Genomic DNA, 16,007 nt, shown 5'->3' with positions numbered 1-16,007 from the left:
TGCGGGGGTGTCCACCCCTTCGACCTCGCCCCTGCCCCCCGAGATCGCCGACCGGCTGAGCCGGGACCCGGCCGGTCTCGTCGCCGCGATCGTCCAGCAGCACGACACCCGCGAGGTGCTCATGCTCGGCTGGATGGACGACGAGGCCCTGCACCGCACGCTGACGAGCGGTCGGGTGACCTTCTGGTCCCGCAGCCGGCAGGAGTACTGGCGCAAGGGCGACACCTCGGGCCACGTGCAGCACGTGCGCTCGGTCGCCCTCGACTGCGACGGCGATGCCCTCCTCGTGCAGGTCGACCAGGTCGGCGCGGCCTGCCACACCGGCGACCGCACCTGCTTCGACGCCGGCGACCTCGGTGCGAGCGTGGGGGCGACGGCGTGACGGCACCGCAGACGGAGGTGCCCGACCTCACCCCCGGACGCACCTGGCCCGACCTCGACACCTTCAGCGTCCTCGCCCGGGACCGCCGGGTCGTGCCCGTCGTGCGACGCCTCGTCGCCGACGGCGAGACCCCGGTCGGCGTCTACCGCAAGCTCGCGGGGGACGCGCCCGGCACCTTCCTCCTCGAGTCGGCCGAGCACGGCGGCGTGTGGTCGCGGTGGTCGATCATCGGCGCGCAGAGCCGCGCGACGCTCACCGAGCGCGACGGGCAGACGCACTGGATCGGCGAGCCGCCCGTCGGCGTGCCCACCGACGGCGACCCCACCGCTGCGCTGCGGGCGACCCTCGAGGCCCTGTCGACCGACCCCATCGACGGGCTGCCGCCCCTGACCGGCGGCATGGTCGGCGCGATCACCTACGACGCCGTGCGCCGGTGGGAGCGGGTGCCGAGCGAGCTGCCCGACGTGCTCGGCGTGCCCGAGCTCGGCATGGTCCTCGCCACGGACGTCGCCGTCCTCGACCACAGCGACGGCTCGCTCCTGCTCGTGGCCAATGCGATCAACTACGACGACACCGACGAGCGGGTCGAGGAGGCCTGGCAGGACGCCGTCGCCCGACTCGACGCGATGACCGAGCGGCTCGCGGCCCCGGCCCCGAGCACGGTCGCGACCGTCGACCCGGAGGCAGCGGCCGCGGCCCGCAGGGAGGTCGAGAGCGACGTGACGGTCGAGCGCTTCGAGGAGATCGTCGAGCAGGCCAAGGAGGACATCCGCTCCGGCGAGGTCTTCCAGGTCGTGCTGTCGCAGCGCTTCAGCACCCCCTGCCCCGTCGATGCGCTCGAGGTCTACCGCGCGCTGCGGCGGTCCAACCCGAGCCCGTACATGTACTTCGTGCGGCTGCCGCACCCCGACGGGTCGGTCTACGAGGTCGTCGGCTCCTCGCCGGAGGCGCTCGTCAAGGTGACCGGCCGCCGGGCGATCACCCACCCCATCGCCGGCACCCGTCCCCGGGGCAAGACCCCGGAGCAGGACCTCCAGCTCGAGGAGGACCTCATCGAGGACCCCAAGGAGCGAGCCGAGCACCTCATGCTCGTCGACCTCGGCCGCAACGACCTGCAGCGGGTCTGCTCCGCCGGCACCGTCGAGTGCGTCGAGTTCATGAACCTGCGCCGCTACAGCCACGTCATCCACCTCGAGTCGACCGTCGTCGGCGAGATGGCGAAGGGGGTCAACGCCTTCGACGTCCTCGTGGCCACCTTCCCCGCCGGCACGCTCTCGGGTGCGCCCAAGCCGCGCGCCCTGCAGCTCATCGAGCACTACGAGCGCAGTCGCCGCGGGGTCTACGGCGGGGTCGTCGGCTATCTCGACTTCCACGGCGACATGGACATGGCCATCGCCATCCGCACCGCGCTCGTCAAGGACGGGCGGGCCCACGTGCAGGCCGGTGCCGGCATCGTCGCCGACTCGGTGCCGAGCCTCGAGCAGGAGGAGACGGTGCACAAGGCCGGGGCCGCGCTCGCCGCGGTCGCGTCCGCGCGCGCCGTGCGACCCGTCGGGGGTGCCTCGTGAGGCTGCTCACCCGCAAGCCCGTCGTCGTCCTGCTCGCCATCGCGGCCGGGATCGTCCTGCTCGCCGCCGGTCGCGCCGACTGGATCACCGGCACCGTCGACGGTGTCGCCGGCCCGGTGCGCAGCAGCGCCACCGGCTCGGAGGCCGCCCCGGGTCTCGCCGGCATCGCGCTCGTCGCCATGGCCGCGGCCATCGCCGCCACGACCTCGGGCCGGATCGCCCGCTGGATCTGCCTCGCCGTGCTCGGCCTCGTCGCCGCCGGGGTCGTCGCCCTCTCCCTGAGGGCCGTCCTCGACGCTCCCGCGGTCCTCGGGTCCGTCGCGGCCACCCACTCCGGCGGGACCGGCGCCCTCGAGGCGACCGGATCGGCGACGACCTGGCCCTGGGTCGCCGTCGTCGCGGCCGGGCTCCTCGCGATCTCCTGCGTCGGCGGGGTCGTCGGTGGTCGTCGGTGGGGCGGTCTCGGCGGCAAGTACGAGCGCCCGGGCGGCGACCCGGACGCCGGTGACGTCAGCGGGGCGCGCGGGGAGCGGGTCGCCTCCGACTGGGACCGGGTCACCCTCGGGGACGACCCGAGCGTCGACTAGCCTGTCGGCATGCCCAGCGTCCTCGACCAGATCATCGACGGCGTCCGTGAGGACCTGGCCGGGCGCGAGGCGCAGACGTCGCTCGAGCGCCTGCAGCGCCAGTGCGACGGACTGCCCGCCCCACGCGACGCCGAGGCGCTCCTGCGGCGCCCCGGCCTGAGCGTCATCGCGGAGGTCAAGCGCTCCAGCCCGAGCAAGGGCGCCCTCTCGGACATCCCCGACCCGGCGGCGCTCGCGAGCGCCTACGCCGAGGGTGGGGCGAGCGCGATCTCCGTGCTCACGGAGCAGCGCCGCTTCGGCGGCAGCCTCGACGACCTCGACGCCGTCCGCGCCGCCGTCGACCTGCCGGTCCTGCGCAAGGACTTCATGGTCAGCGAGTACCAGATCTGGGAGGCGCGGGCCCACGGCGCCGACATCATCCTGCTCATCGTCGCCGCGCTCGACGACCGGCGCCTGGCCGACCTCATGGGCCTGGCCGGCAGCCTCGGCCTGACCGCGCTCGTCGAGGTCCACGACGAGGCCGAGACGACCCGCGCGGTGGACGCCGGCGCCACCGTCATCGGCGTCAACAACCGCAATCTCAAGACGCTCGACGTCGACACCGACACCTTTGCCCGCCTCGCCCCGCTCATCCCCCCTTCGTGCGTCCGGATCGCCGAGTCCGGCGTCACGGGACCGCAGGAGGCCGAGCTCTTCGCCCGGGCCGGGGCCGACGCGATCCTCGTCGGCGAGGCTCTCGTCGTCGGCGGAGACCCCGCCGGCGGGGTGCGCGCGATGATCGCCGCAGGCCAGCAGTGACGACCGGAGGACCCATGACCGACCAGACCACCCCCGAGCCCGCGGCGGGCCGCTTCGGCCGCTTCGGCGGGCGCTACGTCCCCGAGGCGCTCATCCCGGCGCTCGAGGAGCTCGACGAGGCCCGGCAGAAGGCCGCCGTCGACCCCGAGTTCGTCGACGAGCTCGCCCGGCTGCACCGCACCTACACGGGCCGGCCGAGCATCATCACCGAGGTGCCGCGCTTCGCCGAGCACGCCGGTGGCGCCCGGATCATCCTCAAGCGCGAGGACCTCAACCACACGGGCAGCCACAAGATCAACAACGTGCTCGCCCAGACGCTGCTCACCAAGCGCATGGGCAAGACCCGGGTCATCGCCGAGACGGGCGCCGGGCAGCACGGTGTCGCGACGGCGACCGCCGCGGCCCTCATGGGCCTGGAGTGCACCGTCTACATGGGCAAGGTCGACACCGAGCGGCAGGCGCTCAACGTCGCCCGCATGAAGATCCTCGGCGCCGAGGTCGTCGCGGTCGAGCACGGCAGCGCGACCCTCAAGGACGCGATCAACGAGGCCATGCGCGACTGGGTGACCAACGTCGAGCACACCCACTACGTCCTCGGCACGGTGACCGGCCCGCACCCCTTCCCCGAGATGGTCCGTGATTTCCACAAGATCATCGGCGAGGAGGCCCGTGAGCAGGTGCTCGAGCTCACCGGGCGCCTGCCCGATGCCGTCATCGCGTGCGTCGGCGGCGGGTCCAATGCCATGGGCATCTTCCACCGCTTCGTCGGCGACGAGGGCGTCCGCCTCGTCGGCGTCGAGGCCGGCGGCGAGGGCATCGAGACCGGTCGGCACGCCGCGCGCTTCGCGACGGCCGAGCCGGGTGTCCTCCACGGGGCGATGAGCTATCTCATGCAGGACGACGAGGGCCAGACCCTCGAGACGCACTCGATCTCCGCGGGCCTGGACTACCCGAGCGTCGGCCCCGAGCACTCCCACCTGCGCGACTCCGGCCGGGCCGAGTACCGCTATGCCACCGACGAGCAGGTGATGCACGCCTTCCAGCTGCTCTGCCGCACGGAGGGCATCATCCCGGCGCTCGAGTCCTCGCACGCGTTGGCGGCAGCCCTCGAGGTGGGTCGCGAGCTCGGCCCCGAGGCGCTGCTCCTGGTGAACCTCTCCGGCCGGGGCGACAAGGACATGCACACGGCGGCGCAGTGGTTCGGCCTCGTCGACGACGAGGAGGGACAGGCATGAGCGCGCTGCAGGGTGTCTTCGAGCGGTGCCGGGCCGAGGGGCGTGCGGCGCTCATCGGCTACCTGCCCGTCGGCTACCCCGACGTCGAGGGATCGATCGCGGCCGTGGCCGCGCTCGCCGAGGCCGGCGCCGACATCGTCGAGGTCGGCATGCCCTACAGCGACCCGGTCATGGACGGCCCGGTCATCCAGCGCGCCGCCACCGAGGCCCTCGCGAAGGGGGTCCACGTCGACGACGTCTTCCGGGCCACCGCCGCCGTGCGCGGCGCGGGTGCCGTGCCGGTGGTCATGTCCTACTGGAACCTCGTGCTGCGCCGCGGCGTCGACCGCTACGCCGCCGACCTCGCGGCCGGGGGCGGCACCGGCATCATCACGCCCGACCTCGTGCCCGAGGAGGCGGGGGAGTGGATCGAGGCGAGCGACCGTCACGGCCTCGACCGGATCTTCCTCGTCGCCCCCAGCTCGACGCCCGAGCGGCTCGCGACGGTGACCGCTGCGTGCAGCGGCTTCGTCTACGCCGCCTCGACGATGGGCGTCACCGGAGCCCGGGGCGCCGTCGGCTCGGCGGCGCCGGGCCTCGTCGAGCGCGTGCGCGCCGTCACCGACCTGCCCGTCTGCGTCGGCCTGGGCGTCGGCACGGGTGCCCAGGCGGCCGAGGTCGCCTCCTTCGCCGACGGGGTCATCGTCGGCAGCGCGCTCGTGGCCACCCTGCTCGACCGCGGCCGTGACGAGGGGCTCGCCGCGCTGCGGGAGCTGACCGCCGAGCTCGCCGAGGGCGTGCGGGGCCGGGCGTGAGCCGGGCCGCCCTGCGCGACCACGTCGGGCTGCTCGCCCGGCTCGTCCTCGGGGTCGTGCTCGTCGTCGCCGGCGCGCTCAAGGTCGGCAACCCGCTCGGCGCGGCGCGGGCCGTGCAGGCCTACGACGTCCTGCCCTTCGAGCTGGCGCGCTGGATCGGCTATGCCCTGCCGTGGGTCGAGATCGTCGTCGGCGTGCTGCTCGTCCTCGGGCTCTTCACCCGGGTGTCCGCGGTCATCGGGACCGTGCTCATGCTCGCCTTCGTCATCGGCATCGCGCAGGCGTGGGCCCGCGGGCTGAGCATCGACTGCGGCTGCTTCGGAGGCGGCGGTCAGGTGGCTCCCGAGCAGACGAAGTACGGTCGCGAGATCGCTCGCGACCTCGGCCTCGCCGTGTGCGGGGCATGGCTGGCCATCCGGTCGAGATCGACCTGGAGCCTCGACCGGCTCCTCTTCGGGGACAAGGAGATGCAGTGAGCACCAACGACCGCAAGGCCAAGGCGCAGGCCGCCGCCCGGGGCACCGGGGGCGGCGCCAACGTCATCGTCGTCGCCGGCATCGTCGCCGTCCTGGCGATCGCCCTCGTCGTGGGCGGTGTCATCTGGGCCAGCCGCGACGGCGGCGGCTCGGGCGGCGGCGCGAGCCAGCTGCCCGACGGCGTGACGAAGGGGGAGCCCATCGAGCCCTTCGCCTCGGCGAAGCCGGCCGAGGACGCCCCGGTCGTCGATGTCTACGAGGACTTCCGCTGCCCGATCTGCCGGACCTTCGAGTCGTCGATGGGCGACTCGATCAACGAGCTGGCCAAGGACGGCAAGATCCGCCTGCGCGTCCACCTCAAGACGGTCATCGACACCAACACCGGCGGCGACTCGTCGGCCGTCGCCGGGTCGAGCGCCGTCTGCGCCGCCGACCAGGGGAAGTGGGAGGAGTTCCACCAGGCGCTCTTCGCGCTGCAGCCCAAGGAGGAGACCCGCGAGGGCTTCCCGACGAGCGACTACACCAAGGCGGCGAAGGAAGCCGGGCTCTCGGGGGACGCCATGTCGTCATGGCAGCAGTGCACCGACAAGGAGACCTACGTCGACTACGTGCAGAGCGTCGACGACCAGAGCGTCAAGGACGGGATCACCGGCACGCCGGTCATCGAGGTGGAGGGCACCCAGCTCAACTGGGGGTCGCTCCTCGACCAGGGCTCCATGACCGCCGACACCCAGCGCCTCGAGGAGATTCTCACGAGTGGCAAGGTCCCGCAGGACCTGGTGGCCACCCCGTGACGACTCCGGCGCTCCTCCCTTCGCCCACCGTCGGGGTCCTCGAGCTGGGGCCGCTGACGATCCACGCCTACGCCCTGTGCATCCTCGCGGGCATCGCCGCGGCGATCTGGATCGGTGACCAGCGTCTGCGCGCCCGCGGGGGCGAGGAGGGTGCGGTCCTCGACGTCGCCATGTGGGCGGTGCCCTTCGGCATCGTCGGCGGCCGGATCTACCACGTCATCACCACGCCCCAGCCCTACTTCGGCGAAGGGGGGCACCCTCTCGACGCCCTGAAGATCTGGGAGGGCGGGCTCGGCATCTGGGGTGCGGTGGCGCTCGGCGCCGTCGGTGCCTGGATCGGCTGCCGGCAGTTCGGGGTGTCCTTCCTCACCTTCGCCGACGCCGTGGCGCCCGGCATCCTCGTGGCCCAGGCCATCGGCCGGTGGGGCAACTGGTTCAACAACGAGATCTACGGCCCCGAGACCGATCTGCCGTGGGGCCTGGAGATCCATCGCTGGGCGGGTGGTCGCGCGGCGGTCGACGCGGCGGGGGACCCGATCGTCCTGGGCACCTTCCACCCGACCTTCCTCTACGAGTCGCTCTTCCTGCTCGTCCTCGCCATCGTGATCATCGCCGTCGACCGGCGGGTGCGGCTGGCGCCGGGGCAGGTCATGGCCCTCTACATCGCGGGCTACCCCGTGGGGCGCTTCTTCATCGAGATGCTGCGCACCGATGCCGCGAACACGATCCTGGGACTGCGCGTCAACATCTGGACGAGCCTCGCCGTCTTCGTCCTCGGTGTGGTTCTGTACATCGTCCTCGGCCGGCGCGCACGCTCGGGCGAGGAGACGAATATCTCAGATAGTGAGAAGTCGCCTCTCAGTAGGTAAGACAGGCGCTGTTACACTTCCACTCGCCGTGGCCGTCGACGTCCGCGGATGCCCCTGAAACAGGTACCCGTCGACCCGGCACCGGAGTCCCGGGTACCTTCCCGAACTTTCACACCCGAGGACGGTGACCGACGTGACCGATGTGTCCTTCTCCCCTTATGAGCGCTGGTCCGCCCTGCCGCCCGACACCGGTCTCTACCGCCGTGACACCGAGAAGGACGCCTGCGGCGTCGCCATGGTCGCCACGATGCGCGGTCACGCCGGTCACGACATCGTCGACCACGCCCTGCTCGCCCTGACCAACCTCGAGCACCGTGGCGCCACCGGCGCCGACCCGCTCGTCGGAGACGGTGCCGGCATCCTCAGCCAGGTCCCCGACCGGTTCTTCCGGGAGGTCGTCGACTTCGAGCTGCCCGAGGCCGGGCACTACGCCGTCGGCACCGCCTACGTCCCGACGGACGCGGCCGAGCGCGAGGCGATGACCCAGCGCATCGACGAGATCGTCCGCGAGGAGGGCCTGCAGGTCCTCGGCTGGCGTCAGGTGCCGGTGGAGCGAGAGATCGTCGGCCAGATGGCCCGCGACTGCATGCCCGACTTCTGGCAGCTCTTCGTCGCCGCCCCCGGCGGCGAGGTCTCCGGCCTGACCCTCGAGCGCCTGGCCTTCGTCGCCCGCAAGCGCGCCGAGCGCGAGACCGGCGTCTACTTCGCCTCGCTGTCGGCCCGCACCATCGCCTACAAGGGCATGCTGACCACCGCGCAGCTCGAGCCCTTCTACCCGGACCTGTCGGACGAGCGCTTCGAGAGCGAGCTCGCGCTCGTCCACTCGCGCTTCTCGACCAACACCTTCCCCAGCTGGCCGCTCAGCCACCCCTTCCGGTTCATCGCGCACAACGGCGAGATCAACACGGTCAAGGGCAACCGCAACTGGATGCGGGCGCGCGAGTCCCTGCTGAGCAGCGACATCATCCCCGGCGACCTGCAGCGGATCATGCCGATCTGCGCCCCGGAGGCGTCGGACTCGGCGTCCTTCGACGAGGTGCTCGAGCTGCTCCACCTCGGTGGTCGCTCGCTGCCGCACGCCGTGCTGATGATGATCCCCGAGGCGTGGGAGAACCACGCGACCATGCCGCAGGAGCTCAAGGACTTCTACGAGTTCCACTCCATGTTCATGGAGCCCTGGGACGGCCCGGCCTGCGTGACCTTCACCGACGGCAGCCTCGTCGGCGCGGTCCTCGACCGCAACGGCCTGCGTCCCGGTCGCTACTGGGTCACCGACGACGGCCTGGTCGTCCTCGCCTCCGAGTCGGGCGTGCTCGACCTCGAGCCCGAGCACGTCGTCCAGAAGGGGCGTCTGACGCCGGGTCGCATGTTCCTCGTGGACACCGCCGCCGGGCGGATCGTCGAGGACGGCGAGATCAAAGGCCAGCTCGCGGCCGAGCACCCCTACGGGCAGTGGCTGGACGAGGGCCGGATCATGCTCGGCGACCTGCCGCCGCGCGAGCACATCCTGCACACGCCGGCGTCCGTCGCCCGCCGCCAGCAGACCTTCGGCTACACGCAGGAGGAGCTGAAGATCCTGCTCACGCCCATGGCGGAGAAGGCCATGGAGGCGCTCGGCTCGATGGGCACCGACACCCCGGTGGCGGTCCTGTCGGAGAAGCCGCGGCTGATCTTCGACTACTTCACCCAGATGTTCGCCCAGGTGACCAACCCGCCGCTCGACGCGATCCGCGAGGAGCTCGTCACCGCGCTCGGCACGGCGATCGGCCCGGAGGGCAATGTCCTCGACGCCGACCCCGACCACGCCCGCCAGGTCGTCCTGCCCTTCCCCGTCATCGACAACGACGAGCTGGCCAAGATCGTCCACATCGACGCCGACGGCGAGCTGCCGGGCAAGGCGACGCACGTCGTGCGCGGTCTCTACGACGTGACCGGGGGAGAGGAGGCGCTGCGCGCCACCCTGACCCGGATCTGCACCGAGGTCTCCGACGCGATCGCCGAGGGCGCCCGGTTCATCGTGCTGTCCGACCGCGACTCCGGTCGTGACCTCGCGCCGATCCCGTCGCTGCTGCTCACCTCGGCCGTGCACCACCACCTCATCCGGGAGCGCACGCGCACCCAGGTCGGCCTGATCGTCGAGACCGGTGACGTCCGCGAGGTGCACCACGTCGCGCTGCTCATCGGCTACGGCGCCGCCGCGGTCAACCCCTACCTGGCCATGGAGTCCGTCGAGGACATGGTCCGTCGCGGGGTCATCACCGCTGTCGACGAGGAGACGGCGGTCCGCAACCTCATCAAGGCGCTCGGCAAGGGCGTGCTCAAGGTGATGTCGAAGATGGGCATCTCCACCGTGGCCTCCTACCGCGGCGCCCAGGTCTTCGAGGCGCTCGGCCTGAGCCAGGACCTCGTCGACGAGTACTTCACCGGCACGGTGAGCCAGCTCGGCGGCATCGGTCTCGACGTCATCGCGGCCGAGACCGCGGCCCGGCACGCGCGGGCCTACCCGCCGGAGGGCATGCGCCCGCCGCACCGGGTCCTCGAGGTCGGTGGCGAGTACAAGTGGCGTCGCGAGGGCGAGCCGCACCTCTTCGACCCGGAGACGGTCTTCCGTCTCCAGCACTCCACCAGGGCGCGGCGCTACGACATCTTCAAGCAGTACACCGACCGGGTCAACGAGCAGTCCGAGCGGCTGATGACCCTGCGCGGGCTCTTCGCCCTCGCTGACGACCGCCCGTCGATCCCCATCGACGAGGTCGAGCCGGTGAGCGAGATCGTCAAGCGCTTCTCCACCGGTGCGATGAGCTACGGCTCGATCAGCCGCGAGGCCCACGAGACCCTCGCGGTCGCGATGAACCGCCTCGGTGCCCGCTCCAACACGGGTGAGGGGGGCGAGGACCTCGAGCGCCTCATGGACCCCGAGCGTCGCAGCTCGATCAAGCAGGTCGCTTCGGGCCGCTTCGGCGTCACGTCGGCCTACCTGACCAACAGCGACGACATCCAGATCAAGATGGCCCAGGGCGCCAAGCCGGGCGAAGGGGGGCAGCTCCCGGGCCACAAGGTCTACCCGTGGGTCGCGAGCACCCGTCACTCGACCCCGGGTGTCGGCCTGATCAGCCCGCCGCCGCACCACGACATCTACTCGATCGAGGACCTGGCGCAGCTGATCCACGACCTGAAGAACGCCAACCCGCAGGCGCGCGTGCACGTCAAGCTCGTCAGCGAGATCGGTGTCGGGACGGTCGCGGCGGGCGTGAGCAAGGCGCACGCCGACGTCGTGCTCATCTCGGGTCACGACGGCGGCACCGGTGCCTCGCCGCTCACCTCCCTCAAGCACGCCGGTGGTCCGTGGGAGCTCGGCCTCGCGTCGACCCAGCAGACCCTCGTGCTCAACGGCCTGCGCGACCGCATCGCGGTGCAGGTCGACGGGCAGATCAAGACCGGCCGCGACGTCCTCATCGGCGCGCTGCTCGGTGCCGAGGAGTTCGGCTTCGCGACGGCACCGCTCGTCGTCAGCGGCTGCATCCTCATGCGGGTGTGCCACCTCGACACCTGCCCGGTCGGCATCGCGACGCAGAACCCCGAACTGCGCGAGCGCTACTCGGGCCAGCCGGAGTTCGTCGAGACCTTCTTCGAGTACATCGCCGAGGAGGTGCGTGAGCTGCTCGCCGAGCTCGGCTTCCGCACCCTCGACGAGGCCATCGGCCGGGTCGACCTGCTCGACACCCGCAAGGCGGTCGAGCACTGGAAGGCCTCGGGTCTCGACCTGGGCCCGATCTTCGCCAAGGTCAGCTCCTTCGACGGCTCGGGCGTGCGCCACGCGCGGGCCCAGGACCACGGCCTCGACAAGGCGCTGGACCACGAGCTCATCGCGGCGGCGCAGCCGGCCCTCGAGGGTGGCGAGCACGTCGCGGCGGAGTTCGCGGTGCGCAACGTCAACCGCACGCTCGGGACGATGCTCGGCCACGAGGTGACCAAGCGGCACCCGGAGGGCCTGCCCGACGGCACGATCGAGCTGACCCTCACCGGCTCGGCCGGTCAGAGCCTCGGCGCCTTCCTGCCCGCAGGCATCACCGTGACGATGGTCGGCGATGCCAACGACTACGTCGGCAAGGGCCTGTCCGGTGGTCGCATCATCGTGCGGCCCCCGGAGGACGCGAAGTACGTCGCCGAGGACAACGTCATCGCCGGCAACGTCATCGGCTACGGCGCCACCTCGGGCGAGATCTTCCTCCGTGGTGTCGTCGGCGAGCGCTTCTGCGTCCGCAACTCCGGCGCCACCGCCGTCGTCGAGGGCGTCGGCGACCACGGCTGCGAGTACATGACCGGTGGCACGGTCCTCGTCCTCGGGCCGACCGGCCGCAACTTCGCGGCCGGCATGTCCGGGGGCAATGCCTTCGTGCTCGATCTCGACGAGTCCCTCGTCAACCCCGAGCTCGTCGATGTCACCCCCCTTCGCGAGGGCGACCGGGAGGTCGTGAGTGGTCTGCTCCAGCAGCACCTCGAGCGCACCGGCTCCGCCGTCGCCCAGCGTCTGCTCGACGAGGGTGGTGCGGGCCTGGACCGCATCAAGCTCGTCCTGCCCCGCGACTACCAGCGCGTCCTCGACGTGCGGGCGGACGCCGAGGCCGAGGGCCTCGACGTCGACGGCTCCGTCGTCTGGGACCGGATCATGGAGGCTTCCCGTGGCTGACCCGCACGGCTTTCTCAACACCCGCGAGCGCGAGCTCCCGCAGCGTCGCCCCGTCGACGTGCGCATCAAGGACTGGAAGGAGGTCTACGAGGAGCAGGAGCGCGGCCAGCTGCAGCGCCAGGCCGGCCGCTGCATGGACTGCGGCATCCCCTTCTGCCACTCGGGCTGCCCGCTGGGCAACCTCATCCCGGAGTGGAACGACCTCGCCTGGCGCGGCGACTGGCACGACGCCATCGAGCGGCTGCACGCGACCAACAACTTCCCGGAGTTCACCGGTCGCCTGTGCCCGGCGCCCTGCGAGACCGCCTGCGTGCTCGGCATCAACCAGCCGGCCGTGACGATCAAGCAGATCGAGGTGCGCACGATCGAGGAGGCCTTCGGCCGCGGCGACGTGCCCCCGCAGATCCCCGACCGGCTCACCGGCAAGACCGTTGCGGTCGTCGGCTCGGGCCCGGCCGGCCTGGCCGCGGCCCAGCAGCTGACCCGCGCCGGTCACACCGTGGCCGTCTACGAGCGCGCGGACGCCCCGGGCGGCCTGCTGCGCTACGGCATCCCGGAGTTCAAGATGGAGAAGCGGGTCCTCGACCGGCGCATCCAGCAGATGACCTCCGAGGGCACCCGATTCCGCTCCGGTGTCGACATCGGCAACGAGATCACCGGCCAGCAGCTGCGGGACCGCTACGACGCCGTCGTCCTCGCGATCGGTGCGACCGTGCCCCGCGACCTGCCGGTCCCGGGCCGGGAACTCGACGGTGTCGTCCAGGCGATGGACTTCCTCCCGCCGGCCAACCGGGTCGCGCTCGGCGAGGAGGTCGAGGGCCAGGTCACCGCCGAGGGCAAGGACGTCATCATCATCGGTGGCGGCGACACCGGCGCCGACTGCATCGGCACCTCCATCCGTCAGGGCGCGAAGTCCGTGACGAGCCTGGAGATCATGCCGCAGCCGGGCACGGAGCGTCCGGGCAGCCAGCCGTGGCCGACCTACCCGATGCTCTTCCGCGTCGCCTCGGCGCACGAGGAGGGCGGCGACCGGGTCTACGCCGTGTCGACGACCGAGATCATCGGCGACGACGAGGGCAAGGTCTCCGGCCTGCGCCTGACCGAGGTCGAGCGCACAGACCAGGGCTTCGAGCCGGTCGAGGGCACCGAGCGGGTCCTGCCGGCCCAGCTCGTCCTGCTCGCCATGGGCTTCCTCGGCCCCGACCCCGAGGGTGTCGTGGCGCAGCTCGGGCTCGAGACCGACGAGCGCTCCAACATCGTGCGCGGCAAGGACTACCAGACCGGTGTCCCGGGCGTCTTCGTCGCCGGTGACGCTGGCCGCGGGCAGTCGCTCATCGTGTGGGCGATCGCCGAGGGCCGCGCCGCAGCCAACGGTGTGGACACCTATCTCATGGGCCGCTCGCAGCTGCCGCGCCCGATCAACCCCACGGACCGTCCGCTCGTCGTCTGAGCCGGCACGGCCCGACGAAGGGGGATGACCGTCTCGGCGGTCATCCCCCTTCGTCCGTGGTGACGTCGCGGTCATAGGGTGGTGACATGCGTCGCGCCAAAATCGTGTCCACCCTCGGTCCCTCGACATCCACCCCCGAGCGCATCCGTGAGCTGGTCTCGGCCGGCATGGACGTCGCCCGGCTCAACCTCTCGCACGGCGAGTACGCCGTCCACGAGGCCAACTACCGCAGCGTGCGCGAGGCGAGCGACGCGACCGGCCACGCCGTGGGTGTGCTCGTCGACCTGCAGGGGCCCAAGATCCGCACCGGGCGCTTCGCCGACGGTCCGATCACCCTTGCCGCCGGCGACCACTTCACCATCACCACCCGGGACGTGCCCGGTGACCAGGAGGTCGTCGGCACGACCTATGCCGGGCTGGCCGGTGACGTGAGCGCGGGCGACACGATCCTCGTCGACGACGGCAAGATCACCCTCGCGGTCCACGACGTCGACGAGACCGACGTGCGCTGCGTCGTCGTCTACGGCGGCCCGCTGTCGGACAACAAGGGAATCAACCTGCCGGGTGCCGCGGTGAGCGCGCCGGCGCTGTCCGACAAGGACGAGCAGGACCTGCGGTGGGCGCTCGGCCTGCGAGCCGACTACATCGCGCTGAGCTTCGTGCGCTCGGCCGACGACATCACCCGCGTGCACGAGATCATGGACGAGGTCGGCGTGCGCCTGCCCGTCATCGCCAAGATCGAGAAGCCGCAGGCCGTCGAGGCCCTCGAGGAGATCATCGACGCCTTCGACGGGATCATGGTCGCCCGCGGCGACCTCGGCGTGGAGCTGCCCTTGGAGCAGGTGCCGCTCGTGCAGAAGCGGGCCGTCGAGCTGTGCCGGCAGAAGGCCAAGCCGGTCATCGTGGCCACCCAGGTGCTCGAGTCGATGATCGACAACTCGCGACCCACCCGCGCCGAGGCCTCCGACGCCGCCAATGCCGTCCTCGACGGTGCCGACGCGTTGATGCTGTCGGGGGAGACCGCGGTGGGCAAGTTCCCCATCGAGGTCGTCAAGACGATGTCCAAGATCATCGAGACGACCGAGGAGGAGGGCCTGAGCCGCATGCGCGACCTCATGGCCCCGCCGACCACCCAGGGTGGGGTCATCGCGGCAGCGGCGGCCGAGACGGGGGAGGCCCTCGGGGTCAAGTATCTCATCGCCTTCACCCAGCTCGGGGGATCGGCCCGGCGACTGGCGCAGGTGCGCTCCGGCCTGCCGATGCTCGCCTTCTCCCCGGTGCAGGACACCCGGTCGCAGCTCTCGCTCGTGTGGGGCATGCAGACCTTCCTCACCCCGCCGGTCACCCACACCGACCAGTACGCGCTGATGGTCGACGAGCAGCTGCTCGACCTCGGCTGGGTCGAGGAGGGCGACCGGGTGGTCATCGTCGCCGGCTCGCCGCCCGGCGTGCCGGGCTCGACCAATGCCCTGCGCGTGCACCGCATCGGGGACGCGCGCAACAAGACGGCCGTGGCCTACCGCGACGGGCACGAGCCGCCTACGGGGGCGCTGCCCGGCGGCATGGGCTGAGTCGGGGGTCACGCCTCCCGATCGGTATGCTGACCACGCCCCGGCCGGGGTGGTGGAATGGCAGACACGGAGCACTCAAAATGCTTTGCCCGCAAGGGCGTGCGGGTTCAAGTCCCGCCCTCGGCACCACAGCACAACCAACCACGAAGGGTGCAGCATGACCGCGCAGACCGACTCCCCCCAGGGGCAGCGAGTGCTGCTCGCCGAGGACGAGGCGCTGATCCGCCTCGACCTCGCCGAGATGCTCACCGACGCCGGCTACGACGTCGTCGGTCAGGCGAGCAACGGCGAGGAGGCGGTCTCGCTCGCCGAGTCGCTGCAGCCCGACCTGATCATCATGGACGTCAAGATGCCGGTGATGGACGGGCTGCAGGCGGCCGAGACGATCGGCGAGAAGCGCATCTGCCCGGTGATCATGCTCACCGCCTTCTCCCAGAAGGAGCTCGTCGAGCGGGCCCGTGACGCGGGCGTCATGGCCTACATCGTCAAGCCCTTCACCGTCTCCGACGTCACGCCGGCCATCGAGGTCGCGACCTCGCGCTGGGCCGAGCTCAAGGCCCTCGAGTCCGAGGTCGCCGACCTCGGGGAGCGGCTCGAGACGCGCAAGGCGGTCGAGAAGGCCAAGGGCGTGCTGATGAAGAAGCTCAAGATCAGCGAGGCCGAGGCCTTCCGCTGGATCCAGAAGACCGCCATGGACCGCCGCCTCGGCATGCGCGAGGTTGCCGACGCCGTCGTCGCCGGGATGGACAAGGCCTGACCCGACCTCCCGGGGCACGCGCCCCGGTACGGCGTC

General features: G+C 71.6%; 13 protein-coding genes and 1 tRNA gene. All 14 read left to right on the top strand.

What is annotated here, in order from left to right:
• The first annotated feature begins 7 nt into the window (after positions 1–7).
• The 14 genes from hisI to ACQBJO_RS09365 all read left to right on the top strand — a co-directional run bounded on the left by hisI (position 8) and on the right by ACQBJO_RS09365 (position 15,971).
• Positions 8–382: a phosphoribosyl-AMP cyclohydrolase gene (gene hisI / locus ACQBJO_RS09430; RefSeq protein WP_421008385.1), complete on the top strand. Its 375-nt coding sequence runs from the start codon at positions 8–10 to the stop codon at positions 380–382.
• Positions 379–1,950 carry an anthranilate synthase component I gene (locus ACQBJO_RS09425; protein ID WP_255183557.1) on the top strand — a complete coding sequence of 524 codons (1,572 nt, stop codon included), beginning with the start codon at positions 379–381 and terminating at the stop codon, positions 1,948–1,950. The genes hisI and ACQBJO_RS09425 overlap by 4 nt, the downstream gene beginning before the upstream one ends.
• Positions 1,947–2,537, top strand: a complete 591-nt coding sequence (locus ACQBJO_RS09420; RefSeq protein ID WP_255183556.1) for a Trp biosynthesis-associated membrane protein — start codon at positions 1,947–1,949, stop codon at positions 2,535–2,537. The genes ACQBJO_RS09425 and ACQBJO_RS09420 overlap by 4 nt, the downstream gene beginning before the upstream one ends.
• 9 nt (positions 2,538–2,546) lie before the next feature.
• On the top strand, positions 2,547–3,335 hold the full coding sequence (gene trpC / locus ACQBJO_RS09415; protein WP_255183555.1) for an indole-3-glycerol phosphate synthase TrpC: 789 nt from the start codon (positions 2,547–2,549) through the stop codon (positions 3,333–3,335).
• A 14-nt stretch (positions 3,336–3,349) separates the two neighbouring features.
• Entirely contained in the window at positions 3,350–4,570 is a 1,221-nt protein-coding gene (trpB, locus tag ACQBJO_RS09410; protein WP_255183554.1) for a tryptophan synthase subunit beta, read from the top strand.
• The gene (gene trpA, locus ACQBJO_RS09405; protein WP_421008384.1) at positions 4,567–5,364 is read left to right on the top strand and encodes a tryptophan synthase subunit alpha; all 798 of its coding nucleotides are present in this window, start codon (positions 4,567–4,569) and stop codon (positions 5,362–5,364) included. The genes trpB and trpA overlap by 4 nt, the downstream gene beginning before the upstream one ends.
• Positions 5,361–5,840, top strand: a complete 480-nt coding sequence (locus tag ACQBJO_RS09400) for a MauE/DoxX family redox-associated membrane protein (protein ID WP_421008383.1) — start codon at positions 5,361–5,363, stop codon at positions 5,838–5,840. The genes trpA and ACQBJO_RS09400 overlap by 4 nt, the downstream gene beginning before the upstream one ends.
• Entirely contained in the window at positions 5,837–6,634 is a 798-nt protein-coding gene (locus tag ACQBJO_RS09395) for a DsbA family protein (protein ID WP_421008382.1), read from the top strand. The genes ACQBJO_RS09400 and ACQBJO_RS09395 overlap by 4 nt, the downstream gene beginning before the upstream one ends.
• A complete protein-coding gene (gene lgt, locus ACQBJO_RS09390) occupies positions 6,631–7,503 on the top strand; it encodes a prolipoprotein diacylglyceryl transferase (RefSeq protein WP_255183550.1) in 873 nt (290 codons plus the stop codon). The genes ACQBJO_RS09395 and lgt overlap by 4 nt, the downstream gene beginning before the upstream one ends.
• Positions 7,504–7,627: 124 nt before the next feature.
• Entirely contained in the window at positions 7,628–12,193 is a 4,566-nt protein-coding gene (gene gltB, locus ACQBJO_RS09385) for a glutamate synthase large subunit (protein WP_421008381.1), read from the top strand.
• Positions 12,186–13,643: a glutamate synthase subunit beta gene (locus ACQBJO_RS09380; protein ID WP_255183548.1), complete on the top strand. Its 1,458-nt coding sequence runs from the start codon at positions 12,186–12,188 to the stop codon at positions 13,641–13,643. The genes gltB and ACQBJO_RS09380 overlap by 8 nt, the downstream gene beginning before the upstream one ends.
• Before the next feature lie 86 nt (positions 13,644–13,729).
• Positions 13,730–15,214: a pyruvate kinase gene (gene pyk / locus ACQBJO_RS09375; protein ID WP_421008380.1), complete on the top strand. Its 1,485-nt coding sequence runs from the start codon at positions 13,730–13,732 to the stop codon at positions 15,212–15,214.
• A gap of 43 nt (positions 15,215–15,257) precedes the next feature.
• Positions 15,258–15,343, top strand: a tRNA-Leu gene (locus ACQBJO_RS09370).
• 28 nt (positions 15,344–15,371) lie between these two features.
• Entirely contained in the window at positions 15,372–15,971 is a 600-nt protein-coding gene (locus ACQBJO_RS09365; RefSeq protein WP_255183546.1) for an ANTAR domain-containing response regulator, read from the top strand.
• Positions 15,972–16,007: the final 36 nt, after the last annotated feature.

The organism is Janibacter zhangyanbonis, assembly GCF_050507325.1.
Taxonomy (GTDB): Bacteria; Actinomycetota; Actinomycetes; order Actinomycetales; family Dermatophilaceae; genus Janibacter.
This window is presented reverse-complemented; position numbering and strand designations above follow the sequence as displayed.

Coding starts and splice junctions, on each gene's coding strand:
- trpC (WP_255183555.1), top strand. CDS start 2,547: ATGCCCAGCGTCCTCGACCAGATCATCGACGGCGTCCGTGAGGACCTG.
- trpB (WP_255183554.1), top strand. CDS start 3,350: ATGACCGACCAGACCACCCCCGAGCCCGCGGCGGGCCGCTTCGGCCGC.
- trpA (WP_421008384.1), top strand. CDS start 4,567: ATGAGCGCGCTGCAGGGTGTCTTCGAGCGGTGCCGGGCCGAGGGGCGT.
- pyk (WP_421008380.1), top strand. CDS start 13,730: ATGCGTCGCGCCAAAATCGTGTCCACCCTCGGTCCCTCGACATCCACC.
- ACQBJO_RS09365 (WP_255183546.1), top strand. CDS start 15,372: ATGACCGCGCAGACCGACTCCCCCCAGGGGCAGCGAGTGCTGCTCGCC.